Origin of the sequence: Rathayibacter sp. VKM Ac-2835, assembly GCF_013266705.1 — a bacterium.
Taxonomy (GTDB): domain Bacteria; phylum Actinomycetota; class Actinomycetes; order Actinomycetales; family Microbacteriaceae; genus Rathayibacter.
This window is the reverse complement of record NZ_JABSNQ010000003.1, coordinates 548,501-571,757: the sequence shown is the minus strand read 5'-3', so window position 1 is coordinate 571,757 and position 23,257 is coordinate 548,501. Positions and strand designations below refer to the sequence as shown.

Below are 23,257 nucleotides of genomic sequence, written 5' to 3'. Positions count from 1 at the left end.
GTCCCCGGCATCCGGGCCGAGGTGCGGCTCACCCTCGCAGCGCCCACCGCCGTCGGCCTCGACGATGCTGCCGCGGAGCTCGACGGCTACGGACCCGTCCCCCCGGACATCGCCCGCGAGCTGATCCGCACCGCCGCGTCCTTCACCCGCGTCCTCACCGATCCCGACACCCGCGCCGTCACCTCCGTCGGCCGCACCTGGCGCGTCCCGCCGTCCCAGATGCGCCTGCACCTCCAGCTGCGCGACCAGACCTGCCGCTTCCCCGGCTGCACCCGCCCCGCCGCGACCAGCGAAGCCGACCACACCATCGAGTGGCGCAACGGCGGCGAGACCTGTCTCGAGAACCTCGTCTCGCTCTGCACCTCGCACCACCACGTCCGGCACGGCGACCAGTGGACCTACCGGACGGAGAGCGACGGGACGATCGTGTGGACCACACCCACCGGCCGGCGCATCAGCAACCGGCCGCCACCGCTCCCCGGCCGTCCGCCCGACCCGCCACCGAAGCCCCGCTTCGTCGACCTGCCCGCACCGTTCTGACGGGAGGATCTCGATACGCCCGCTGCCCGAGCTACTCGATCAGCACGATGCGATGCCGTGCGCCGATGCCCCGCTGCGGTGCGCCCGAGACGGAGTGCCGCCCACACGCTGGTCGAGTAGCCCGCAGGGCGTATCGAGACCCCCGCGGTCGGCGTCAGCTCAGCCAGGACAGCCGGCCGCCGTGCGCCGCGGCGAACGCGAGCGGCGCGCCGTCCGCCGCGAGCAGGAAGGGCGTGTGCTCGGGCGCCGTCAGCGCGGCGGCGCGCTCGCGGAGCGACGGCAGCAGCGCCTCCGCCTCGAGCGTCACCAGGCTGGCGCCCGCAGCGTCGACCGCCGACAGCACGCGCTCGCGGGCCGCCCACGGCAGGTACACCAGCGTCCCGAGCGACACGACGACCGTCCGCAGCCCCCGCGGCACCGCGGCGAGCACGCCCGGCAGCGCCTCCGCCGCGTCGCCCGCGACGATCTCCGGCGGGTCCTCCCGCAGCGTCGCCACCGCGGCCCGGAGCCGTGCGGTCCGCTCCGGCCGGTCCGGCGGCAGCAGCGCCTCCAGCCAGGCGCGGTCCTCCGCCGAGCGGACGTCGAGCGGACGCAGGTCCAGCCCGCGCCGCCAGGCGACGACCGGCAACCGGGACGGCGCCGCTCCCCCGGTCACCGCGCACTCGAGCACCGGCCCGCCGCGCCCCAGCCGAGCAGTCCCCTCCGCCCCCGCGAACGCGTACGAGTACGAGTACGAGTACCGCTCCGGCGCCAGGCACAGCCCGGCCGAGGCGCCGATCTCGACCAGCGCGACCGGCTCCCCCGGCTCCGTGATCCGCTCCAGCGCCGCCACCAGCGGGGCGCAGCGCAGCGCCTCGTTGGTCTGGGTGAGCCGCTCCACCGCCACCGGCGCGACCCGCCGCCACTCCCGCCGCAGCCACTCCCCGAATCGCGGGCCGTCCACCGCCGGCGCCCCGAGCAGCCGCGCCACCGAGAACAGCAGCGACGGCTGCCGGTGCGCGGGCGGCAGCTCGTCGATGAGCGCCAGCAGCTCCTCGTCGGCCGCGACGGCGAGCGCCCACTCGACCTGCAGCTCGGAGGTCTGCGCCAGTTCGACGGCGGCGCGGCGGTAGCGGTCGGCGGTCGGCTCCATGCCTCCATCCTCCGCGACGGCCCATCCTCCGCGATGCCCCGCTCAGCGCTCCAGGCGCGGCGGGTGGTCGCCGTGCCGGTGCACGATCCGCCAGCCCTGCCCGTCGATGCGGCGGTAGACGTGGGTGACCCGGATGACCAGCGGAGTCGTCTCGCGCCCGTCGATCCGCGTCGCGCCGATCTCGCGGCCCACCGTGTAGGCCAGATCGCCGGCGACGTGGACGAGGTCGTAGTGCGGCGTCAGCCCGCCGCCGGCGAAGCGGCTCGCGACCCAGCCGAGCGTCTCGTCGATCGCCGCGCGGCCCCGCTCGATCGTGCCGAACGCGCCGTAGAGCGTGGAGTCGGCGGTGTCGGCCCAGCAGCGGCGGTACGGCTCCGGATCGCCCGCGGCCATCGCGGCCAGCGCCGCGCCGACGGCCTCGAGAGCGAGCACGAAGTCGGGCGGCAGCTCGGTGACGGCGGCGTCCATGCGCCGGACTCTACTCGCGCCGCGACCTGCCCTGTCGGTGGTCGCCGGTAGAACGGACGCATGTCCGGCACCCGTCAGCGCACCCTCCGTCAGCGCGCCCTTCTCGACGTCCGGCGCATCTACGCCGAGCCGGCCGCGCTCGAGCTGCCCCGCGGGCAGGAGATCGTCGAGCGGTGGCCGGCGGCCGAGATCGTGCCGGTCGACTCGCACTGGAACATCCCGGAGGTGCACGGCGACGAGGCGAACGTCGCGCGCTGGGTGCGGATCAAGACGGAGGCGCTCGTCGTCGGCGTCAAGAAGTCGCTCGTCACGCGGCCCAACGGCCGCTCCGCCGACTTCATCGCCCCGTCCTCCGCCAACGGCTGCGCGATGGCCTGCGTCTACTGCTACGTGCCGCGGCGGAAGGGCTACAGCAACCCGATCACGGTGTTCGCGAACATCGAGCAGATCCAGCGCCACCTCGCCCGCCACATCGCGAAGCAGGGCGTGAAGACCGAGGCGAACCAGTGCGACCCCGAGGCCTGGGTCTACGACATCGGCGAGAACAGCGACTGCTCGGTCGACGCGCTGCTGAGCGACAACGTCCGCGACCTCTGCGACCTCTTCCGGATGTCGCCGACCGCCAAGGCCTCGTTCGCCACCAAGTACGTCAACCGCGAGCTGCTCGAGTGGGACCCGCTCGGCCGCACCCGCCTCCGCTTCTCGCTGATGCCCGCCGAGACGGCGAAGGTCACCGACGTCCGCACCTCGCCGATGGCCGAGCGGATCGCCGCGATCAACGACTTCGTCGACGCCGGCTACGAGGTGCACGTCAACTTCTCGCCGGTGATCCTCACCGAGACCTGGCAGCGCGACTGGGCCGAGCTCTTCGAGCAGCTCGACGCGGCCCTGCACCCGCGGGCGAAGGCGCAGCTCGCCGCCGAGGTGATCCTGCTCACCCACAACGCCGGCCTGCACGAGGTCAACCTCGGCTGGCACCCGAAGGCGGAGGACCTGCTCTGGGCGCCCCGCATGCAGGAGTCGAAGGTCTCCGAGAACGGCGCCGTGAACATCCGCTACCGCCGCGACCTCAAGCGCGCCGCCCTCGACCGCTTCCTCGCCCTGCTCGCCGAGCGCCTGCCCTACTGCCGCGTCCGCTACGCGTTCTGAGCGCCCGGCACCGCGATCCTGGGAGTCCGCCCGCGGTGCCCGGGCGCTGCTTCGCAAAGCGGATAGCGGCCCCCGTTCCAGGGCCGCTCCCCGTACCTTCGGAGAACGGTCGTTCCTGCGACCACTCGCTCGACTCCCCCCTCCGCCCGGCACCCGGCAGAGGGAGTCGCCGCCAGGGCCCTTCGAGTCCGGCGGTGGGTCGGCATCCTCCGACCCGCACGACGTCCCGGCGCTCCGCCGGTTCCCCCACGTCCCGTCGCGGCCGACACCGCGACTCCCACACAGAACGGCGGCTCCGCACATGGGCGCTCTCCTCTACGGCACTCCGGCCACCTCGCACGACATCGACGACCGCGCTCTGGCGCACCTGCAGATCGTCATGATCAACAAGTTCCGCCGCAACGAGGCCTTCGCCTTCCAGCTGGACGCGTCGAGCGCGCACGGCACCGGCCGGCAGACGCTCTGGCTGCACCCGACGATCCCGCTGCAGTTCTCCTTCCACGGCAGCCGCGTCCCCTCCATCAACGCCGCCTGGGTGCGCGCGCTGATGGAGGAGGCCAACAGCGGCCGCGGCCTGCGCATCGTCCCCGAGCCGGCGCAGCAGCCGGACTCCGCCGTCGCCACCGCCGCAGCCTGATCCCGCCGCGGAGTCCGGGAGCGGGAGGGAGAGCAGGCGCATGACGACGACGACGCACGATCGCGACCTCTGGGCCCCCGACTTCCTCCAGCTGGCCGGGCCCGCCCACAGCAGCGCGGTCTTCGCGTGCTCCACGACGCTCCGCGGCGTCACCGGCTCGCTCTGCGTCACCGAGGGCGTCCTGGTCCTCGGCGGCTCGCAGCCGACCGTGCAGCTGCGCGCGGCCGACATCCGCTCCTGGTGGGACACTCCGGCGGGCGGCACGTTCTCGCTCGCCGTCGAGTCGGGTGCGCGGCACTCGGTCGTGCTGCTCTCGCAGTTCCGCGGCGCCACCGTGCACGCGATGACGCAGGCCTTCGGACCGCGCCGACGCCGGATCGCCGCCTAGCGCCGTCTCCGCCCGGCGCAGTGCCCGCCCGGCGCCGTGCCCGCTCGGCGCAGTGCCCGCTCGGCGCCATGTCCGCCCGGCGCCGTATCCGCCCAGCGAACTTCTGCGGAGCGACGCTCGACGTCGATGCGCACGCATGCGACGCTGGTCGCAATGGACGACTCGAACGGCGAGGTCATCCGCTCCGACATCGGCGGGCGGGACTTCGAGCAGGCACGCGCACTGCTCGAGTCGGTGTACAACGGCCACCGCTTCTCGGTGGAGCCGGGTGACGACTTCTCCTACCGCTACACCTCGGTCGGCGACGGCGACGTCACCCTCCGCGGCAGCCAGTTCGCCGGCTCGATCGAGGGCCGGATCCAGACCGAGGGCGAGTACGTCGTCTCCTGGCTGACAGCCGGCGAGGGCGTCACCGATCTCGACGGCGAGCCGATGCGGCAGGTCTACGGCCGCCCGACGATCTTCGTCACCGGCCGCCCGAACGCGTTCGAGTTCCACGACTACCGGCAGAACCTCATCCACTTCGACGGCGGCTACCTCGAGAGCGTCGCCCAGGAGGTGGAGGGCACGGCCGGCGGACCGCTGCTGTTCGACACCACCGCCCGCCCCGAGGGCGAGGCGCTGCGCCGCTGGTCGGCCACCGTCGCCGCGGTCGCCCGGGTGATCTACGACGTGGACAGCTCGCCGCTGCTGCGCCGCGAGGCCGACCGCGCCGTCGCCGTCGCGCTGCTCGAGACCTTCCCGCACGAGTCCCTCGCCGCGCCGACGGACCTCGCCGTCCCCCGCAGCGGGCGCCTGCGCACCGCGATCGAGTTCATGTACGCGCACGCCCACGAGCCGATCCGCACGGAGACGATCGCCGAGGCCTGCGGCGTCGGCCTGCGCACCCTGCAGTCGGAGTTCCGCCGCGAGTTCGGCTTCACCGCGGTCGACTACCTGCGCCGCATCCGGCTCGACGCCGTGCGCAAGGAGCTGCGCGCCAAGGAGTCGGGCCAGGTCAGCGTGACCGAGGTGGCGCGCCGCTGGGGCTTCGCGCACCTCGGCCGCTTCTCGGCGTCGTACGCGCACCGCTTCGGCGAGCGGCCGAGCACCACGCTCGAGAAGTGAACGGCGCCTAGAAGAAGTCCCCGCCGCTGTCGTGGTCCTCGCTGACGCGCGCCTCCGCGGTCGGGCGAGCCGGCAGCAGCCGCCGCGTCTTGTCGCGCATGGACTCGACCGCCTCGTCGTCGTCGAGGTCGGTGCCGCGGTCGAGGGCCGGGCTGGTGAAGAGCTGGCTCGCGGGTCCGAGCAGAAGGCGGGTCTCACCGCGCAGCCCCTCGTCGGACAGCCCCGGGACGACGACGAGGTCGGACTTCCCGACGTTCGCCAGGGCCTGGGCGTACTCGACGACCGCGGTGCAGACCGCGTCCCCCAGCAGCACGAATCCGCTCGCGTAGTACAGCTTCTGCATCGTGGTCCCCTCTCGCGCGCGCACGACCGCGCCGACTTCCGACGCTAGGACGCGGGGCTGGGCGCTCCCACCCCCTTGACGGAGGGCCCGAGGACTCCCCTCCCGCTACTCCTCCGCGCCGCCGACCGGCGTGCGGTTGAGCGTGTAGGCCTGCTCGCTGCCGGCCACGCCCGCGACGATCACCGTGATCGGCGCCGTGTAGGTGCCGAGCGGCCAGGTCAGCAGCAGGTCGGCGGTCTGCTCCTGGGTGCGGCCGTCGACCGGGACCCAGGCGATCGTCTTGCGGTACGAGCCGTCGGCGAGGTCGCGGTTGGTGCGCAGCAGGAGCGTCTGCGAGCCGTCGGCGCCGACGCTCGAGGAGACGACCGAGAAGTTCGGGCCGTCGGCGGCGGTGATGCGCAGCGGCGTCGCGCGCGAATCGCCGGAGCCGGAGCGGGTCATCCGCGGCGCGACGGTCAGGGTGACGAGCTCGCCGGCGGTGAGCTGCCCGGTGATCGCGATCGCGAGCGGACGGTTCACGTTGATCTGCTCGTCGCGGAAGCTCTCGGCGGTGAACGAGGTGTACTCGACCGAGCGGATCGACGGGGCGGGCGGCGGCGTGGTCGAGGCGGCGGCGAGCGGGGCGGCGGCGGCGACCGCGACGATCGGGACGCTCCAGGCGGCGGCAGTGGTGAGGGTGCGGCGGGGGACGGTGCGGCGGGAGGGGGCGGTGGTCATGTCGTCTCCAGACGTCGGCGGTCGCGTCCCCCTTCCGGGGACACGCGACTCACGCTAACCGACACCTGACGGTCAGCCGAGCCCCTCCGAGTCCTCTCAGCCGGAGTGCCACCCGTACGGGGGATCCGCCACGGGACGCAGCGCCGCTACTCCGCCGCGCGGGCCACCGCCTCCAGCCGGGCGACGTGCTCGGGCCACCACTCGGCGGGGACGGGCGGCAGATTGTCGCCCGGCGTCCGCAGCCCGACCCGCCCGTCGATCAGCTCGCGGACGAGGTCGGCGTGCCCCGCGTGCCGGTGCGTCTCGGCGGTGAGGTGCACGAGGATCCGGTGCAGCGTGACCTCGCGGGTCGTCCACCACGGCACGACGCCCGGGGCGTCGAGGTCGAGCGCGGCGACCGTCGCGTCGGAGTGCGCCCAGACCCGGCGGTACCGCTCCACCACCTGCTCGCGCGACTCCTCGGCCGTCGCCCACATGTCGGCGTTCGGCTCGGCGTCCTCCTCCATCCACGGCAGCGGCTCGGGGAACGGGCGGCCGAAGACGGCGCCGAGGTAGCCCGCCTCCGTCCCCGAGACGTGCTTCACCAGGCCGAGTAGGTTGGTGCCGGTGGGCACCAGCGGCCGGCGGAGGTCGTACTCGCCCAGGCCGTCGAGCTTCTGCAGGAGGGCGTCGCGGCCCTCCTGCAGGTAGCGGAGGAGAGTGGCCTTCTGATCGATGCTGCTCTGATCACTGCTCATCGCCCCAGCCTGGCCCGGCTGTCAGAGCACCGCCACCCGCGCGTCCTCGCGCACGACCTCGGTCAGCACCGTGCGCCGGGTCTCGGCGCCGATCGGCGACACCTCGCCCGTCAGCACGACCGAGGCGGTCGTCTCCTTCGTGGCGCAGTCCGGCCCGACCCAGAGCTCGACGAGCCCCGGCTCGACCGAGCGCACGCCGCGGCGGTCGGTGAAGGCCAGCCGTGCGGAGGGGACGTCGAAGCGCACGAGCGCCTCCTCCCCCGCCGCGAGCTCGACCCGCGCGTAGCCGAGCAGCTGCGCGACCGGGCGGGTGACGGAGGCGACCACGTCGCGCGCGTAGAGCTGCACGACGTCGACGCCGTCGCGATGGCCGGTGTTGCGCACCCGCACGGTCGCGGTGAACGCGCCGCCGGTCGGGGCCTCGCCCGCCTCGGGACCGGTCGACTCCAGTGCCAGCTCCGACCGGCTGAACGCCGTGTAGCTCAGCCCGTGCCCGAACGGCAGCACCGGCGTGCTGTCGGCACTGGTCACGTCGGAGGGCCCGCCGAGGATCGGGTGCAGGTAGGAGAACGGCTGCGCGCCGGCCGAGCGGGGCAGCGAGACCGGCAGCCGGCCGGACGGCGAGACGCGGCCCGAGAGGACGCCCGCGATCGCGCCGGCCCCCTCCTCCCCCGGGAAGAACGCTTGCAGCACCGCCGCGGGAGCGGAGGCGCCGCGGATCGCCCAGTCGATCGCGTAGGGGCGGCCGGTGAGCAGCACCAGGGCGACCGGCGTCCCGGTGGCGACGACCGCCTCGACCAGCTCGCGCTGACGGCCGGGCAGCTCGAGGCTCTCGACGTCGTTGCCCTCGCCGACGGTGCCGCGGCCGAAGAGCCCGGCCCGGTCGCCGACGACGACGACGGCGATCTCCGCACCGCGGGCGGCCTCGACGGCCTCGGCGATCCCTGCAGTGTCGTCGGAGGCGCTGTCGGCAGCGGGGTCGTCCCCCTCCACCGAGCAGCCTTCGGCGAGGAGGAGCTCGCTTCCGGGGAACTCCGCGGCGAGCGCCTCCCGCACCGTGCTGATCTCGAAGCCGAGCGGCACGCCCTCGTGGTGGGCGAGCACGTGGTTGGCGAAGGAGTAGCAGCCCATCAGGGCCGGCGCGCTGTCGGCGTTCGGGCCGATCAGCGCGATCCGGCGCGGCGGTGCCGTCTCACCCGGCCGGGCGAGCGGCAGCACCCCGTCGTTCGTCAGCAGCACGAGCGACTCCTCGGCCAGGCGCCGCGCGATGTCGCGGTGCGCGGGCGAGTCGAGGTCGATCGACTCGGGCGCGTCGTCGAAGCGGGCGTCGAGCAGGCCGAGCCGCTCCTTCTGCGCGAGCACCCGCAGCAGCGCGCGGTCGACGATCGCCTCGTCGGCGCCGCCGGAGCGGATCCGCTCGGCGAGCGGCGCGAGGAACGCGTCGCCCGTCGGCAGCTCCACGTCGATGCCGGCCTCGAGCGCGAGCTGGGCGGCCTCGCCGAGGTCGGCGGCGACGGCGTGCATGAGGTGCAGGAAGGCGACCGAGAAGTAGTCGGCCACCACCACGCCGTCGAAGCCCCACCGCTCGCGCAGCACGCCGGTGAGGTAGGCCGGGGTCGCCCCGACCGGGTCGCCGTCGATCTCCGCGTAGGAGTTCATCACCGAGCGCGCGCCGCCGTCGCGGATCGCCATCTCGAACGGCGGGAGCAGCACGTCCGCGATCTCGCGCGGTCCGGCGTGCACCGGCGCGTGGTTGCGGCCGCCGCGCGAGGCGGAGTAGCCGATGAAGTGCTTGAGCGTCGCGTCGACGCCCGTCGACTGCAGGCCGCGCACGTACGCGGTGCCGATCGTGCCGACGACGTACGGGTCCTCGGCGATGCACTCGTCGACCCGGCCCCAGCGCGGGTCGCGGATCACGTCGAGCACGGGCGCGAGTCCCTGGTGGATGCCGAGCTCGCGCATCGACCCGCCGATGGCCGCGGCCATCTCCTCGACCAGCTCCGGGTCGAAGGAGGCGCCCCAGGCCAGCGGAGTCGGGAAGGTCGCCGCCTTCCACGCGGCCAGCCCGGTCAGGCACTCCTCGTGCACGATCGCCGGGATGCCCAGCCGGGTCTCCTCGACCAGCCGGCGCTGCTCGGCCCACAGCCACTGCGCGCGCTCGACCGGGTCGACCGGGCGGGTGCCGTAGACGCGGGTGAGCTGGCCGATGCCCTCGCGGGTCGCGTCGGCGTAGCCGGTGGAGGTGGCCATCTCGCCGGCCAGCGGCGCGACGACCTCGCCGCCCTGATCGACCCAGTAGCCGACCAGCTGGGTGAGCTTCTCCTCCAGCGTCATCCGGCCGATCAGGTCGGCGACCCGGGCGGAGGGGGTGAGTGCTTCAGTCATGTCGGTCATCCCTTCACCGCTCCGGTGAGTCCGCCGACGATGCGGCGCTCGAAGACGCTGAAGAAGATCAGCGCCGGGATCATCGACAGCGACACGAAGGCGAGCACCTTCGCCGTGTCGACGGAGTACTGCGACGAGAAGGCCTGCACGCCGAGCGGCAGGGTGAAGCTCGACTCGTCGTTGAGGATGAACAGCGGCAGCAGGTAGCTGTTCCAGCTCGCGATGAAGGCGAGGATGCCCGTCGTGATGACGCCCGGCATCGCCAGGCGGACGACCATCCGCCAGAAGAAGCCGATCCGGCTGCAGCCGTCGATGAAGGCGGCCTCCTGGATCTCGTCGGGGATCGCCCGCAGGAACGGCACCAGGATGATGATCGTCGTCGGCAGGCCGAACGCGATCTGCGGGAGAACGACGCCGGCGAGCGAGTTCATCAGGCCGAGGCTCTTGATCACCAGGTAGAGCGGGGTGATCGCGACGGTCATCGGGAACATCAGGCCGGCCGCGAAGAGCGCGTAGAACACGCCCCGGCCGCTGAAGCTGTAGCGGGCGAGCACGTAGCTCGCCATCAGCCCGAGCACGACGACGCCGAGCGTTGTCGCCCCCGCCGCGATGGCCGAGTTGCCGACCTCGCGCCAGAAGATGCCGCCGGTGATCACGTCGAGGTAGTTCTGCACGTTCCACGGCGCGGGGAAGCCCGAGGGGTCGGTGGTGATCTGCGCGTTCGTGCGGAACCCGCCGATGATGATGTACGCGACCGGCGCGAGCATCAGCGCGATCACGACGATCGCGACGACGTAGGCGATGATCGTGCCGCGACCCAGCGGGCGGCGGCGCGGCTTCGGCGGCCGCGGCGCGAGCGGAGTGGTCGCGGTGGGGGGCTTGGTGCCCGGGGGCACGGCGGTCAGGGTGCTCATCGCACGGCTCCCATCAGGATCGATCCGGTCACTTCTTGTCTCCGGTCAGTGCGCCTTCGGTGTCCCGCCGGAGCACGAAGCGCTGGTAGAGCAGCGCGACGATCAGCGAGACGAGGAACAGGACCACGGCGACCGCGTTGCCGTAGCCGTAGTTGCCGGCGTTGCGGCCGTTGGTGACGAGGTAGGTCGCCATGGTCGAGGTGCCGGCGGTGGAGGACACGTACTGCCCCCAGATGATGTAGACGAGGTCGAACAGCTGCAGCGCGCCGATGATCGACAGGAACGCCCAGATCCGCAGGGTCGGAGCGAGCAGCGGCAGGGTGATCCGCCGCTGCACCTGCCAGTAGGAGGCGCCGTCGATCGACGCGGCCTCGGACAGCTCCTCCGGGATGCCCTGAAGGCCGGCGAGGAAGAGGATCACGGCGAAGCCGATGTACTTCCACGTGATGATCAGCATCAGGGTCCAGATGGCGATCGCCGGGTCCGAGAGCCAGTCCTGCTTCAGCGCGCCGAGCCCGACCTTCTCCAGGAAGCCGTTGACAGCGCCGCTGGTCTGGAGCATCAGGCTCCAGCCGGTGCCGACGACGACCTCCGAGATCACGTAGGGCACGAAGATCAGGACGCGGATGATCGACTGCCCGCGCAGCTTGCGGTTGATCAGCAGCGCGATCAGGATCGCGGCCGGCCCCTGCAGCACGAGCGAGAGCACCACGATCGTGCCGTTGTGGCTGAGCGCCTCGTGGAACGTCGGGTCCTGCAGGATCGTCAGGTAGTTCTTGAACCCGACGAAGTCGGTCGGGACGCCGTAGCCCTGCCAGCTGAAGAAGCCGTAGTACGCCGCCATCACGACCGGGAAGATCACGAAGGCGAGGAAGACGATCAGCGCCGGGCCGACGAGGATCGCCACCTCGAGGCGACCCGACCAGCCGAGGCCCCGGCGGCGTCGCTTCGCCGCCGGAGCCTCGGGGCGCGCGTCCTCGCGGAGCGCAGTGGTCGTCACGGTCAGGCCTTGGCCGCGGCGGCGTTGACGGCCTCGACGAGCTGCTCCGGGTCGCTCTTGCCGGCGAGCAGGTCGACGACGGCGACGTTCAGCGCGTTGCCGACGTTCTGGCCGTAGACGGTGTCGAGCCACTGCGAGACGTAGGGCGCCGAGTTGTACGCGGCGAGGATGTCCTTCAGGTAGGGCTCGGTGACGGCCTCCTGCGCGACGGTGTTCACCGGCGGCGCGTTGAAGGCGGCGTAGTACTCCTTCTGCACGTCGGAGGTCGCGAGGTAGTTCAGGAAGTCGACGCACTCGTCGGGTGCCGCGGCGGAGCAGGAGTAGCCGTCGACGCCGCCCATGATCGAGCCGGGTGCGCCGTCGCCGCCGTCCACCTCGGGGAAGGGGAACCAGCCGAGGTCGGGCAGGGGCTTCTCGTCGGGGGTGAGCGAGGCGATGACGCCGGGGTTCCAGGCGCCCATCAGCTCCATGCCGGCCTGGTGGTTGGCCAGGAGACCGGCCGAGGATCCGGCGCCCTGCTGGGCGGCGGTGGTGAGGAAGCCCTCGTTGAACGGCTCGGTGCCGGCGAAGGACTGCAGGTCCTCGCCCGCCTTCAGCCAGCAGTCGTCCGAGAAGTCCTTGGAGTCGGCCGCCTCGGCCATGGTGTCCGCGCTGCACTCGCGCAGGGCGAAGAAGTAGAACCAGTGCGCGGCGGGCCAGGCGTCCTTCGCGCCGAGCGCGATCGGCTGCGCTCCGGCGCCCTTGAGCGCGGTGACCGCGGAGTCGAGCTCGTCGAGCGTCTTCGGGGTCTCGGTGATACCGGCCTCGGTGAAGAGGTCCTGGCTGTAGAAGAGGCCGCCGGGGAGCACGGCGACGGGCATCGCCCAGACCTTGTCGTCGAGCGTGTTCGCCAGGAAGGAGCCCTCGGGGATCTCCGTGCGCGCCTGGTCCGAGACGCCGTCGGTGAGGTCCTTGACCAGGCCGCCGGCGACCATCGCCGCGAGCTTGCCGCCGCCGCGCTGGAGGAAGATGTCGGGCGCGTCGCCCGAGTTGAGCGCCGTCTGCAGCTTGCCGTCCAGGTCCTCGTTCTGGATGGCCTGCGACTCGATGGTGACGCCCGGGTTGGCGGCCTCGAAGTCGGTGATCGTCTTCTCCCAGAACTCCTGGCCGGGGCCGGTGGTGGAGTTCTGCCACAGGGTCATCGCGACGGTGCCGTCGGAGGATCCCGCGTCCTGGGCGGAGCAGCCGCTGAGCGCCGCCGCCGCGCCGAGCAGGGCCACGGTGGCCACCGCCGTCTTCCTGAATGCTGATCTCGTGAACTTCATCGTTCGAACCGTTCTCTTCGCTGAGAGGCGCCGCCAGGGAGAGCGGCGCCGGGGTGCACCCGTCCGGGGGCGGGCAGGCTCAGTCTCAGATCCGGCGCGGGGAACGGCAAACGTTTTCGAAACCATTTTCCATTTCACGAGAACGCGCTCTCATCGGCGTCCGCACGGGGCGGGGCGGCGGGGTCTATGGTCGAGCCCATGAGCCTCCGCCCGACCATCCACGACGTCGCCGCCGCCGCCGGCGTCTCGGTCGCGACCGTGTCGAAGGCGGTGAACGGCCGCTACGGCATCGCGCCGGCGACGGCGAACCGGGTGCTCGAGATCGTCCGCGAGCTCGGCTACGAGTCGAGCCTCGTCGCGAGCAGCATGCGCTCGCGGCGCACCGGCGTGATCGGCGTGCTCGTCGCGGGCTTCGAGCCGTTCAGCGCCGAGATCCTCAAGGGCGTCGGCTCGGTGCTGCGCCGGTCGCGCTTCGACCTGCTCGCCTACAGCGGCTCGCACGAGGGCGAGCAGGAGGGCTGGGAGCGGCGCTCGCTCAGCCGGCTCAGCGGCACCCTGATCGACGGCGCGATCATGGTCACGCCGACGGTGGTCAGCGCCCCGTCCGACATCCCGCTCGTCGCCGTCGACCCGCACACCGGCCGGGCCGACCTGCCGACCGTCGAGTCCGACAGCTTCGGCGGCGCGCTCCAGGCGGTGCGCCACCTCGTCGCCCTCGGTCACCGGCGCATCGGCTTCGTCGCCGGCCGCGTCGACCTGCGCTCGGCCCGGCTGCGCGAGGCCGGCTACCGCGCCGGCCTGTCGGAGGCGGGGATCGCGTTCGACGAGCGCCTGCTCCGGGTGGGCAGCTACCACCACGACACGGCGCGGCTGCCGGCGTCGACGATGCTCTCCCTGGCCGACCGGCCGACCGCGGTCTTCGCCGCGAACGACGTCTCGGCCCTGGCGATCATCGAGACGGCCGCGCACCTCGGGCTCGACGTGCCGCGCGACCTCTCGGTGGTCGGCTTCGACGACGTGCCCGAGGCGGCCCGCTTCGATCCGCCGCTGACGACGATCCGCCAGCCGATGCAGACGCTCGGCGCGACGGCGGCCGAGATGCTGATCACGCTGATGGCGGGCGGAACTCCCCCCTCGCTGCACGTGCAGCTGCCGACCCAGCTGGTGCGCCGCGCGACGACCGCGCCGCCCTCGATGCGGAGGACGCCGTGATGCCGGAGGACATGACACCGGGCGCCATGACACCGGGCGAGGCCGAGCCCCGCGACGCGCACGACGAGCTCTTCGACGCGCTGGTGTTCGTCGACCTCCCCGTGCTCGACGCACTGCTCGACACCCGCTTCGTGATCGAGCACCCGACCGGGCTCGTGCAGTCGAAGCTCGACTGGATGGACGACATCGCCGAGGGCCTGAAGGAGTACCACGCGATCGACCACGTCGAGAGCGCGGTCTCCGGCACGGCCGCGCATCCGGTGCTCGTCTCGCGCACGCTGACCGAGGCGACGATCGGCTCGCTGCATGCCACCTGGCGGCTGCAGCTCACCAGCCGGCTGGTGCCGGTCGGCGACGAGTGGGTGATCACCCGCACGACCGTCAGCACGTGGTGAGCGGGGCAGGCCTGGTGAGCGCTCGATCCGACCGTTCTCAGGCCTGCAGGATCACCGCTCCGTAGTGCGTGCCCGCGCCGGTGCCGACCAGAAGCACCGACTCGCCCTCCTGGACGCGGGCGCGGTGCAGGGCGAGCGGGATCGCCGCGCCGATCGTGTTGCCGACCTCGGGCAGGGTGATCACCATCCGCTCGCGACCCCAGAGCCGCGCCATGCCCTCCAGGCCCGCCTTGCTGGTCTGGTGCGGCACGACGCGGTCGACGCCCGGCAGGCCCGCGCCCAGGCCGGGCCGCACGCGCTCGAGGAAGGCCGGGAAGTGCCGCAGGGCGTCCACGAGCAGCGCGCCGCCGTGCATGTCGAAGCGGAAGTCGTCGAGACGCCCCGGGGCGTCCTCGATCCGGATGCGCGAGCCGAAGCCGCGGATCTCGGCGTGCCGGACGCCGCTCGGGCGGGTCTCGAAGCGCGAGGTGACGATGCCCTGCTCCGGCCGATCGGCCCGACCGAGGACGACGGCGGCCGCCGCGTCACCGAAGAGCAGCGCGCTCTCGGGCTGGCGGAGGTCGATGCCGCGGCTGCCGCCCTCGGTCGAGACGACGAGCACCCGCTCGGCGCGGCCGGTCGCGAGCAGGAAGCCGGCTTCCTGCAGCGCGAAGAGGAACGAGAGGCAGGTCGCGTTGAGGCTGTAGGCCGAGACGTCCTCGAGGCCGAGGCCTGCGGCGATCAGCGCGCCGCCGTCCGGGATCGCCTGCAGCTGGGTTCCGGAGGCGTTCAGCACGACGTCGACGTCGCGCGCGTCGATCCCCGCCGCGGCCAGCGCCCGCCGGGCGGCGAGCAGGCCGAGCTCGAGCGGGTCCTCGTCGTCGGCGAGCCAGTGCCGGGTGAGGACTCCGGAGCGGCGCGCCGCCTCGCCGGCGTCGATCCCGCAGAGCGCGGCGACCTCGCCGGTCGGGACCACGCGCGCGGGCAGGGCCTCGCCGGTGCCGAGCACGCGCACGGGCAGGAGGAGCGGGATCGCAGCGGCCACGGTCCTGTATAGCGCCGATGACGCCGCCCGTGCTCGCGCTAGGCTCCGGCGGGACGGAAGGGGGGTCTGGCTTGGATCGTGGCGCGTTCTGGGTGGTCGTGCCCTTCTACGACGAGGAGAAGCTGCTCGGCGGCGCCCTCGACGCCCTCGCCGACCAGACGGATCCCGGCTTCACCCTGCTGCTCGTCGACAACGGCAGCACCGACCGCTCCCGCGCGGTGATCGACGCGTTCCGGACCCGGCGGCCCGACCGTCCGGTCCTCGTGATCGACGAGCCGCAGAAGGGCACCGGAGCCGCCTCGGACACCGGCTTCCGCCACGCCATCGCGCACGGCGCCACGACGGTCGCGCGCACCGACGCGGACTGCCTGCCCGCCCCGGACTGGGTGGCGCGGCTCAAGGCGGACGTCGCCGGCGGCGCGCGCTTCATCGGCGGCCGGCTCGTGCCGCGCACCGACGAGCCGGTCTACCGCTGGTACGACGGCGTGATCGGCACGGCGATGATCCGCCTGATGGAGCACGCCCCCGGCGTCTTCTACCGCCGGCCCGGCCAGCGCTACCGGATGTTCATGGCGGCCGGCTCGAACCTCGCGATCGACGCCGCCCTCTACCTCGAGGTCGGCGGCTTCCCGCGCTCGAGCATCGACGACACCGACGAGGACCTGGAGCTGCACCTGAAGGTCTGCCGGGTGATCCCGCGCGCGCAGGCGCGGCTGGACCGGAAGGCGGTCGTCCGGATGTCGATCCGCAAGGGCAAGGCGCTCGGCTACCTCGGGATCCTGCTCTGGTACTGGGGCCGCAAGCGCTGGGGCCGCGCGGGCGTCGCGGAGGTCGTCGATGTCCGCTGACGCCCGGGATTCCGCTGAGCAGCCCGGGCCCCGCCGCGTCCTGATCACCGGGGCGACCGGCTTCCTCGGCGGCCACGCGGTCGCCGAGTTCCTGGCCGCCGGCGACGAGGTGCTCGCGACCGGCCGCAACGCCGCCGCACTCGCCCGGCTGGCCGCCCTCGGCGCCGAGACGATCGAGGCGGACCTCGCCGAGCTCGCGACCCGCGACGTCCGCGCCGACGTGCTCGTGCACGCCGCCGCCCTCTCCAGCCCGTGGGGCCGCTGGCGCGAGTTCCACGCGGCGAACGTCGCGGGCACCGCGGCGATGATCGACCTCGCCGAGCGCTGCGGGATCCGCCGGATCGTCTTCGTCTCCTCGCCGAGCATCTACTCCGCCCGGCGCCACCGGCTCGGCATCCGCGAGGAGGACGTCGACACCGGCAACCGGATGAGCCTCTACATCCGCAGCAAGATCGCCGCCGAGCGGCTGCTGCAGGAGGCGCACGCCGCCGGCCGGATCCCGGAGCTGGTGATCCTGCGGCCCCGCGGGCTGATCGGCGTCGGCGACCCGAGCCTGATCCCGCGGTTCGTCGCGGCGAGCCGGCGCCGCGGCGTCCCGCTCTTCGACGGCGGACGCAACCCGGTCGACATCACCTGCGTCGAGAACGCGGCCCTCGCACTCCGACTCGCCGCCGACGCCCCGGTCGCAGCCGGCGGCGTCTACAACATCACCAACGGCGAGCCGGCCCCGCTCGGCGACCTGCTCGACCGCTTCTTCGAGGCGTCGGGCGAGGAGCCGCGCTACCTGACGGTGGACCTGGGGGTGCTCAGCGCGCTCGCGGTCGTCCTCGAGCGCGTGTACGCGGCGCTCCCGGGCGGCGCGGAGCCGCCGTTCACCCGCTACACGGTCGCGACGCTCGCCTACGCGCAGACGCTCGACATCTCGCGGGCGCGCGCCGAGCTCGGCTACGCGCCGCGCGTGCCGCTCGCGGACGGCCTGCGGACGGTCGGCGAGCACTACCGGAGCGCGCATGAGTGAGCCGCGCCTCCAGGTGTTCGCCTGCGGCGAGACGAGCTTCCCGCTCTCGCGCGTCTTCCGCGGCGGCGATCCGGCCCGCCGCACCTTCCCCTCCGCCGCCTTCCTCTACACGCACCCGAGCGGCCGGCGCGTGCTCTTCGACACCGGCTACCCGCCGACGCTGCGCGGCACCGGCGCGGTCGGCGCGCTCTACCGGCGGATCCTCCCGGCCCGTGTCGGCGCCGACGAGACGATCGACCGGCGGCTCGCGGCCCTCGGCCTCGCGCCGTCCGACATCGACACGGTCGTGCTCTCGCACCTGCACCCCGACCACGTCGGAGGCCTGCGCTGGTTCCCCGACGCGACGCTCGTGCTCTCGCGCGGGCAGCTCGCGACGATCGAGCGGAGCCGGATCACCGACGGCGTGTTCGCGGCGCTGATCCCGACCTGGGCGGACACGGCGACGCTCGTCGACGACCAGCCGGTGGCGACGACTCCCAGCGGCGTCGCCGGCTACGACCTCTTCGGCGACGGCCGCTTCGTGATCGCCCCGCTGCCCGGGCACGCGAGCGGCCACCTCGGCGCTCTGGTCGAGGGCCGCGTGCTGCTGGCCGGCGACGCGGCCTGGGGCCGCGAGTTCCTGACCTGGTCCGACCGGCTGCGCTTCCTCCCCCGGCTGATCAGCCACCACGCGGAGGCGCACCACCGCACGTCGCTCGAGCTGGAGCGCCTCGAGGCCGCGGGGATCATCCTCTGCTTCAGCCACGACCCCTACCCGCACCGCGTGCTGCTGGCCTGAGGGGCCTGCACCGGGCCGCTCAGCTCGCGAGCTCCTCCGGCCAGCCGTGCTCGGCCAGCGAGAGCCGGACCCGCTCGATGTCCGCGTCGGACGGCAGCTCCGAGGTGACCCCGGCGATCGCCGTGCCGACGTCGACGCGGCTCGTGGCCAGCCCGCCCTCCGCGGCGAGGCGGGCCGCGACCTCCGCGACCTCCTCGTCGGAGAGCCGGCGGCGCAGCAGCGCGAGCAGCGGCACGAAGTCCTGCTCGGGCAGCCCCGAGGGGTAGCCTGCGCGCAGCCAGCGGACGACGCGGGTGACGAGTCCCGCGCGCTCGGAGGCCGGGCGCTCCGGCTCCGCGAGCTCCTCCGGGCGGGCCAGCGGCCAGCCCGCGCTCGCGAGCCGGGCCGAGACCCGGACGAGGTCCTCGGGCAGCGCGGGCCCGAGCAGCGTCTCCTCGATGCGGGCGCGCATCCGGGCCGCCGAGAACTCCTCGCCCGCGGCGTCGGCGCGCACGGCGTCGGAGAGCAGCTGCCGGACGACCTGCTCCAGCTCGTCGCGGGTCAGGCTGCGCTGGAGGAGGCCGAGCAGCGGCACGTAGTCGGTCTCGGGCACCCCGGAGGGGTAGCCCGCCCGGAGCCAGCTGACCACCCGCGCCACGACGCCGTCCGCGGGAGCGGAGTCGGGCGCTGCCGGGTCGGTCGCCGCCATGCTCAGCCCTTGGGGACGAACGTCGGGAAGACGTGCTCGAAGCTCACGGCCTGGCCGAGGCCCGTGGCGATGATGACGCTGAGGCCGACGGCCACGGCGCCCACCACGAGCACGAAGCAGAGCACGCCGAGCGCGCGGAGCAGCGGCGCGGGCAGGCCGCCGGGGGCCGGTGCCGTGCCGGTGGATCCGTCGGCGAGGGCGAACGAGCGGACGCCGACGGCGAAGAGCACCGGCAGACCGGCCCCGAGGATCAGGGCGACGACCGCCACCTGGCCGGCGGCGCTGAAGAAGAGGGAGAGCACGGATCGGTCCTTCCGAGTCGGTGGTGGGCTAGACGCCGGCGGTCTGCTTGGCCGCGGTGCCCGCGTCCGACCACTCGTCGTTGACGTTGTGGGCGCCGATGCTGTCGCGGCGCGAGCGGACGTAGATGAAGACGGCGACGGCGACGAGCACGGCGGTCATCAGGATGCCGCCCGCGGCCCCGCCGACCAGGTGGCCGATCCACCACATCACGGCGCCCATCAGGGCGGCGGCGGGGAGCGTGATCACCCAGGCGATCACCATCCGGAGAGCGACGCGCCAGCGGACCTGCGCGCCGGGCCGGCCGACGCCGGAGCCGAGGATCGAGCCGGTCGCGACGTGCGTGGTCGAGAGGGCGAAGCCGAGGTGGCTGGAGGCGAGGATGACCGCGGCGGAGGCGCTCTCGGCGGCCATGCCCTGCGGGGTGTCGATCTCGACGAGGCCCTTGCCGACGGTGCGGATGATCCGCCAGCCGCCGATATAGGTGCCGAGCGAGATGGCGAGCGCGCAGCTGAGCTTGACCCAGAACGGCACCGACTCGGTGTCGCTCCAGCCACCGGCCGCGATCAGCGCGAGGGTGATGACGCCCATGGTCTTCTGCGCGTCGTTGGTGCCGTGCGCGAGCGAGACGAGCGAGGCGCTGCCGATCTGGCCGATCCGGAAGCCGCGGTGGATGCGGCGGTCGGCCAGGTTGCCGATCACGCGGAAGACGAGCCAGGTGCCGATCGCGGCGACCGCGCCGGCGAGCACCGGGGACATCAGCGCGGGCAGGATCACCTTGCCGACGACGCCGTCGAGCTTCGAGCCGTCGCCCGCCCAGTTGACGCCGTTGAGGCCGAGGCCGGCGAGCGCCGAGCCGATCAGGCCGCCGAAGAGCGCGTGCGACGAGCTCGAGGGCAGGCCGAGCAGCCAGGTGAGCAGGTTCCAGACGATGCCGCCGATCAGGCCGGCGAGCACGATCAGCAGCAGCGCCGAACCGCCGCCCTCGAGCAGCGCCGGATCGGGCGCGCCACTGGAGTCCTGGATCTTGACGACCGCGTTGGTGACGGTCAGCGCCACCTCGATGCTGAGGAACGCGCCGACCAGGTTGAGGACGGCGGAGAGGGTGACGGCCACCTTCGGCTTCAACGCGCCGGTCGCGATGGACGTGGCCATCGCGTTCGCCGTGTCGTGGAAGCCGTTGGTGAAGTCGAACGCCAGGGCGGTGACGATGACGAGCGCGAGAAGGATGAAGGGATCCACGGAGGAGATCCTCCCGCCCGCACGGGCCGCTCGGAAGCGATCGCCGGGGCGTTCACCGGCTGTTCACCTCTCCGAGCGGCGCGCCGGGCTACCCTGTGCAGAATCTCAGGGTAGGGGCGTCCCGCGGGGTTCGCTCAGTTCGAGGAGTGCGGCAGCGGCGGCGTGAGATCCGGCACGTGCTCGGGGTCGGCGTCGGGGGCGGGCTGCTCCTCCGGAGCCTGCTCCTGGTCCTGGTCCTGGTCCTGGTCCCGGTCCTGGTCCTGGTCCTGGTCCTCGTGCGGCGCGCTGGGCAGCGGCAGCGTGAGGTCGGGCGTGACCGACGGGTCGGCCGCGCCGACGGCGACGTGCTCGCGCTCGACGACGTGCTTGGGCGCGGTGGGCGTGCTGCGCTTCTCGGCCTGGGCCGCCTTCTTCGCGGCCTTCTCCTGCCGGCGCTTCAGCTTGTCGGTCTGCTCCGCGAGCTTGCGGGCCTTCTTGCGCAGCTTCTTGCTGGAGTCGCGGACGGCGTCGTGGGCCGCGCGCACCGACTTCTCGGCCTTCGCCAGGGCCTTCTTCGCGCGCTTCTGCGCCGCCTTGTCGTCCTTCTTCTGCGACGACTTCTTCGAATCCGACTTCTTCTGCTGCGCCATGCTCGCTCCTCACACTCGTCGACCCGATCGGTCGTGGGTCCACCGTAGCGAGCGGGCATCGGACAGGCCTGGGCGGCGGAGGGCCTGGGCAGCCGGGCGGGAGGGGAGTACAACTGCCGCATGACCGATGCGATCTCCCCGCGCGACTTCCGCTCCGCCCCCGGCACCGCCGACTGGCGGGTCGTCGGCGACGGCGCCCGCGCCTACTTCCGCACCGGCGATCGCGGGGCCGGCTCCTTCGCCGCGGGGGCCGCCCTCATCGCCGCGATCGCCGCCCTCGCCGAGGAGGCCGGCCACCACCCCGACGTCGATCTGCGCTACGGCGGCGTCGGGGTGCGCCTCATCAGCCACGACGTCGGCGACATCAGCGAGCGCGACCTCGGCCTGGCGCGCGAGATCTCCGCCGCCGCCCGCGCGCTCGGCCTCGCCGCCGAGCCGGCCGCGGTGCAGAGCCTGCAGATCGCGATCGACGCCGTCGACGTCGCCGCGGTGCGCGCCTTCTGGCGGGCCGTGCTCGGCTACTCCCCCGTCGAGGACGCCGATCTCGCCGACCCGCGCGCTCTCGGCCCGGATCTCTGGATCCAGCGGATCGAGGAGCCGCGGGCGGAGCGCAACACGATCCACCTCGACCTCTACCTGCCCCGCGACGCGATCGAGGCCCGCCTCGCCGCGGCCCTCGCCGCCGGCGGCCGCGTCGTGAACGAGGAGAACGCTCCGGAGTGGTGGACCCTCGCCGACCCCGAGGGCAACGAGGTCGACCTCGCCCCCTGGCGCGACGACAGCGAGTGGAGCGCCTGAGGCAGCGTCTCTTCGAGGGGGGGTGGTGCAGGCTGGTCCTCATGGTCTTCACTCCGAACCACGGCGGCTACTCCGGCAGGCACGGGCTGCGCCGCCCGATGCGCGGCCCCAAGCGCGACCGCTGGATGTGGTGGCGCCTCGGCTCCGGCGTCGCTGCGACGCTCGCGGGCCTGATCGCCCTGCTGGTCTTCACGAGCGGCCGGTACTGATCGTGTCGCGCGAGAGGGTCACGGGCATCGGCGGCTTCTTCTTCGCCGCGCGCGACCCGGAGGCGCTGGCGCGCTGGTACGCCGAGCAGCTCGGCATCGACGAGGTGCCGATGGAGTACGGAGCCCCCTCGTGGCGCCAGGACGCCGGCACCACCGTCCTCGCCCCGATGCCGGCCGGCTCCGAGCCGCTCGGCCCCGCCGGCTGGACCCTCAACCTCCGCGTGCACTCGCTCGACGCGCTCGTCGCCCAGCTCCGCGCCGCGGGCATCACCGTCGAGATCGATCCCGAGACCTACCCGAACGGCCGCTTCGCCGACCTGCACGACCCCGAGGGCAACCGCCTCCAGCTCTGGCAGCCGGCGGGCGCGGACGCCTAGCGTCTCGCAGTCGCAGGTGCGTCAGGCGCGGTCGTGGAGGGTGATCAGGTAGCCGTCCGGGTCGGCGAAGGTGAAGGTCAGGCCGAAGGGGCCCTCGGCAGGGGCCGATGTGATCGGGACGCCGGCGGCGGCGAGGTCGTCGTGCAGGGCGGCGACCTCGGTGGCGTGCAGCCAGAGGGCGACGCCGCGGCCGGGCTCGGCGGGGAGCTCGGTGCCCGGCATCAGGTCGCGGATGGCGAAGGGGATCGGCTTGGTGTCGAAGACGACGGCGTGCGGCGGGCCGGGGCGGCGGGAGAGGCCGAGGCGGGTCTCGTAGAACTCGGCGGAGCGCTCGAGGTCGCGGACCTGGAGGGAGAGGAAGTCGGGGCCGGTGACCGTCATGGGAATGCCTTCCGTCGGTGGTGCGTGTCAGTTTCCTTACATCGAGCGTATGTCAGACTACTGACATGAGTCAAGACGGCGAGAGCACCGCGCGGATCGAGCTGGACACCTCCGTCGGCTATGTGCTGAAGGAGGCGTCCAGCGCCCTGCGCGTCGCGATGGAGGCGGCGCTGCGGCCGCTCGGGATCACGGTCACCGCCTACTCCTGCCTCGAGCTGCTGGCGCACCGGCCGGGCCTGTCCGGCTCGGAGCTCGCGCGCGGCGCCTTCGTGACACGCCAGTCGATGAACGTCCTGCTGCAGTCGCTGGAGCGCGACGGCCACCTGATCCGCGCGGAGACGGCGCCGAGCGGGCGGGCGCTGCCGACGCGCCTCACGGCGTCCGGCGAAGAGCTGCTCGGCGAGGCGAGCGCGGCCGTCCGGGCGGTCGAGGAGCGCATGCTGACAGGGCTCGACGGGGCTCGGATCCGGGAGCTGCACGCCCTGCTGCGCTCCTGTGCGGAGGCGCTCGCCTGACCGCTCCGGTTCGATACCGCGC

At 73.3% G+C, this 23,257-nt stretch carries 29 protein-coding genes; 14 read left to right on the top strand and 15 right to left on the bottom strand.

The features are described 5' to 3' along the window. The coding region (locus tag HRK28_RS16465) for an HNH endonuclease signature motif containing protein (protein WP_173252383.1) at nucleotides 1-540 on the top strand (540 nt) is incomplete at its 5' end. 154 nt (nucleotides 541-694) lie between these two features. Here HRK28_RS16465 and HRK28_RS16460 read toward each other — a convergent pair. Then, entirely contained in the window at nucleotides 695-1,672 is a 978-nt protein-coding gene (locus HRK28_RS16460; RefSeq protein ID WP_173252382.1) for a DUF2332 domain-containing protein, read from the bottom strand. 42 nt (nucleotides 1,673-1,714) lie between these two features. After that, the gene (locus HRK28_RS16455; RefSeq protein WP_173252381.1) at nucleotides 1,715-2,140 is read right to left on the bottom strand and encodes a DUF4440 domain-containing protein; all 426 of its coding nucleotides are present in this window, start codon (nucleotides 2,138-2,140) and stop codon (nucleotides 1,715-1,717) included. A gap of 60 nt (nucleotides 2,141-2,200) precedes the next feature. On the opposite strand from HRK28_RS16455, the gene HRK28_RS16450 reads away from it, so the two are divergent. The 4 genes from HRK28_RS16450 (at nucleotide 2,201) to HRK28_RS16435 (ending at nucleotide 5,421) form a co-directional block, all read left to right on the top strand. Further along, nucleotides 2,201-3,289, top strand: coding sequence for a spore photoproduct lyase family protein (locus HRK28_RS16450; protein WP_173252380.1), 1,089 nt, complete (start codon nucleotides 2,201-2,203; stop codon nucleotides 3,287-3,289). Between the two features lie 301 nt (nucleotides 3,290-3,590). Continuing rightward, complete coding sequence (locus HRK28_RS16445) at nucleotides 3,591-3,926, top strand: ATP-dependent DNA ligase (protein ID WP_173252379.1); 336 nt, start codon at nucleotides 3,591-3,593, stop codon at nucleotides 3,924-3,926. A gap of 40 nt (nucleotides 3,927-3,966) precedes the next feature. Then, a complete protein-coding gene (locus tag HRK28_RS16440) occupies nucleotides 3,967-4,314 on the top strand; it encodes a hypothetical protein (RefSeq protein WP_160086676.1) in 348 nt (115 codons plus the stop codon). Nucleotides 4,315-4,467: 153 nt separating this feature from the next. Beyond that, nucleotides 4,468-5,421, top strand: a complete 954-nt coding sequence (locus HRK28_RS16435) for an AraC family transcriptional regulator (protein WP_173252378.1) — start codon at nucleotides 4,468-4,470, stop codon at nucleotides 5,419-5,421. Between the two features lie 7 nt (nucleotides 5,422-5,428). On the opposite strand, the gene HRK28_RS16430 is transcribed toward HRK28_RS16435, so the two are convergent. From HRK28_RS16430 to HRK28_RS16400, 7 genes are all read right to left on the bottom strand, one after another. Next, nucleotides 5,429-5,764, bottom strand: a complete 336-nt coding sequence (locus tag HRK28_RS16430; RefSeq protein ID WP_173252377.1) for a hypothetical protein — start codon at nucleotides 5,762-5,764, stop codon at nucleotides 5,429-5,431. A gap of 105 nt (nucleotides 5,765-5,869) precedes the next feature. After that, the gene (locus tag HRK28_RS16425; RefSeq protein WP_173252376.1) at nucleotides 5,870-6,481 is read right to left on the bottom strand and encodes a hypothetical protein; all 612 of its coding nucleotides are present in this window, start codon (nucleotides 6,479-6,481) and stop codon (nucleotides 5,870-5,872) included. A gap of 146 nt (nucleotides 6,482-6,627) precedes the next feature. Then, nucleotides 6,628-7,218, bottom strand: a complete 591-nt coding sequence (locus HRK28_RS16420; protein WP_173252375.1) for a DinB family protein — start codon at nucleotides 7,216-7,218, stop codon at nucleotides 6,628-6,630. Between the two features lie 21 nt (nucleotides 7,219-7,239). Further along, nucleotides 7,240-9,603 (bottom strand): glycoside hydrolase family 3 N-terminal domain-containing protein, encoded by a 2,364-nt coding sequence (locus HRK28_RS16415; RefSeq protein WP_173252374.1) that lies wholly within the window; start codon nucleotides 9,601-9,603, stop codon nucleotides 7,240-7,242. 5 nt (nucleotides 9,604-9,608) lie between these two features. Further along, nucleotides 9,609-10,517: a carbohydrate ABC transporter permease gene (locus HRK28_RS16410; protein ID WP_160086664.1), complete on the bottom strand. Its 909-nt coding sequence runs from the start codon at nucleotides 10,515-10,517 to the stop codon at nucleotides 9,609-9,611. A gap of 28 nt (nucleotides 10,518-10,545) precedes the next feature. Next, a complete protein-coding gene (locus tag HRK28_RS16405) occupies nucleotides 10,546-11,517 on the bottom strand; it encodes a carbohydrate ABC transporter permease (protein ID WP_367948453.1) in 972 nt (323 codons plus the stop codon). Nucleotides 11,518-11,519: 2 nt separating this feature from the next. After that, nucleotides 11,520-12,821, bottom strand: coding sequence for an extracellular solute-binding protein (locus tag HRK28_RS16400; RefSeq protein ID WP_173252373.1), 1,302 nt, complete (start codon nucleotides 12,819-12,821; stop codon nucleotides 11,520-11,522). 198 nt (nucleotides 12,822-13,019) lie between these two features. On the opposite strand from HRK28_RS16400, the gene HRK28_RS16395 reads away from it, so the two are divergent. Both HRK28_RS16395 and HRK28_RS16390 read left to right on the top strand, forming a co-directional pair. Continuing rightward, nucleotides 13,020-14,033, top strand: a complete 1,014-nt coding sequence (locus HRK28_RS16395; RefSeq protein ID WP_160086660.1) for a LacI family DNA-binding transcriptional regulator — start codon at nucleotides 13,020-13,022, stop codon at nucleotides 14,031-14,033. Further along, on the top strand, nucleotides 14,033-14,428 hold the full coding sequence (locus tag HRK28_RS16390) for a nuclear transport factor 2 family protein (RefSeq protein WP_160086658.1): 396 nt from the start codon (nucleotides 14,033-14,035) through the stop codon (nucleotides 14,426-14,428). Before HRK28_RS16395 ends, HRK28_RS16390 begins: the two co-directional genes overlap by 1 nt. A gap of 37 nt (nucleotides 14,429-14,465) precedes the next feature. Here HRK28_RS16390 and HRK28_RS20270 read toward each other — a convergent pair whose 3' ends face one another. Then, nucleotides 14,466-15,452, bottom strand: a complete 987-nt coding sequence (locus HRK28_RS20270; protein ID WP_160086656.1) for a 3-oxoacyl-ACP synthase III family protein — start codon at nucleotides 15,450-15,452, stop codon at nucleotides 14,466-14,468. 71 nt (nucleotides 15,453-15,523) lie between these two features. On the opposite strand from HRK28_RS20270, the gene HRK28_RS16380 reads away from it, so the two are divergent. From HRK28_RS16380 to HRK28_RS16370, 3 genes are read left to right on the top strand one after another with little or no spacing between them, the layout of a single operon-like run. Further along, nucleotides 15,524-16,300 carry a glycosyltransferase family 2 protein gene (locus HRK28_RS16380; RefSeq protein WP_160086654.1) on the top strand — a complete coding sequence of 259 codons (777 nt, stop codon included), beginning with the start codon at nucleotides 15,524-15,526 and terminating at the stop codon, nucleotides 16,298-16,300. Beyond that, nucleotides 16,290-17,318, top strand: a complete 1,029-nt coding sequence (locus HRK28_RS16375; RefSeq protein WP_160086652.1) for an NAD(P)-dependent oxidoreductase — start codon at nucleotides 16,290-16,292, stop codon at nucleotides 17,316-17,318. Before HRK28_RS16380 ends, HRK28_RS16375 begins: the two co-directional genes overlap by 11 nt. Then, the gene (locus HRK28_RS16370; RefSeq protein ID WP_160086650.1) at nucleotides 17,311-18,096 is read left to right on the top strand and encodes an MBL fold metallo-hydrolase; all 786 of its coding nucleotides are present in this window, start codon (nucleotides 17,311-17,313) and stop codon (nucleotides 18,094-18,096) included. Before HRK28_RS16375 ends, HRK28_RS16370 begins: the two co-directional genes overlap by 8 nt. Before the next feature lie 19 nt (nucleotides 18,097-18,115). Here HRK28_RS16370 and HRK28_RS16365 read toward each other — a convergent pair whose 3' ends face one another. The 4 genes from HRK28_RS16365 to HRK28_RS16350 form a co-directional block, all read right to left on the bottom strand. Continuing rightward, nucleotides 18,116-18,784 (bottom strand): DUF3349 domain-containing protein, encoded by a 669-nt coding sequence (locus HRK28_RS16365; protein WP_160086648.1) that lies wholly within the window; start codon nucleotides 18,782-18,784, stop codon nucleotides 18,116-18,118. Nucleotides 18,785-18,786: 2 nt separating this feature from the next. Continuing rightward, entirely contained in the window at nucleotides 18,787-19,086 is a 300-nt protein-coding gene (locus HRK28_RS16360) for a hypothetical protein (protein WP_160086646.1), read from the bottom strand. Nucleotides 19,087-19,114: 28 nt separating this feature from the next. Further along, complete coding sequence (locus HRK28_RS16355; protein WP_160086644.1) at nucleotides 19,115-20,326, bottom strand: inorganic phosphate transporter; 1,212 nt, start codon at nucleotides 20,324-20,326, stop codon at nucleotides 19,115-19,117. A 134-nt stretch (nucleotides 20,327-20,460) separates the two neighbouring features. Continuing rightward, nucleotides 20,461-20,955: a hypothetical protein gene (locus tag HRK28_RS16350; RefSeq protein WP_173252372.1), complete on the bottom strand. Its 495-nt coding sequence runs from the start codon at nucleotides 20,953-20,955 to the stop codon at nucleotides 20,461-20,463. 120 nt (nucleotides 20,956-21,075) lie between these two features. On the opposite strand from HRK28_RS16350, the gene HRK28_RS20635 reads away from it, so the two are divergent. The 3 genes from HRK28_RS20635 to HRK28_RS16335 are packed head-to-tail and all read left to right on the top strand — an operon-like array spanning nucleotide 21,076 to nucleotide 22,339. Beyond that, entirely contained in the window at nucleotides 21,076-21,753 is a 678-nt protein-coding gene (locus HRK28_RS20635) for a VOC family protein (RefSeq protein ID WP_173252371.1), read from the top strand. A 41-nt stretch (nucleotides 21,754-21,794) separates the two neighbouring features. Then, nucleotides 21,795-21,962: a hypothetical protein gene (locus HRK28_RS16340; RefSeq protein WP_159986316.1), complete on the top strand. Its 168-nt coding sequence runs from the start codon at nucleotides 21,795-21,797 to the stop codon at nucleotides 21,960-21,962. A 2-nt stretch (nucleotides 21,963-21,964) separates the two neighbouring features. Beyond that, on the top strand, nucleotides 21,965-22,339 hold the full coding sequence (locus HRK28_RS16335) for a VOC family protein (RefSeq protein WP_173252370.1): 375 nt from the start codon (nucleotides 21,965-21,967) through the stop codon (nucleotides 22,337-22,339). Between the two features lie 21 nt (nucleotides 22,340-22,360). Here HRK28_RS16335 and HRK28_RS16330 read toward each other — a convergent pair whose 3' ends face one another. After that, the gene (locus HRK28_RS16330; protein ID WP_173252369.1) at nucleotides 22,361-22,720 is read right to left on the bottom strand and encodes a VOC family protein; all 360 of its coding nucleotides are present in this window, start codon (nucleotides 22,718-22,720) and stop codon (nucleotides 22,361-22,363) included. A gap of 65 nt (nucleotides 22,721-22,785) precedes the next feature. Here HRK28_RS16330 and HRK28_RS16325 point away from each other — a divergent pair, with 65 nt between their 5' ends. Continuing rightward, nucleotides 22,786-23,235 (top strand): MarR family winged helix-turn-helix transcriptional regulator, encoded by a 450-nt coding sequence (locus HRK28_RS16325; protein ID WP_173252368.1) that lies wholly within the window; start codon nucleotides 22,786-22,788, stop codon nucleotides 23,233-23,235. The last annotated feature ends 22 nt before the right edge of the window (nucleotides 23,236-23,257 follow it).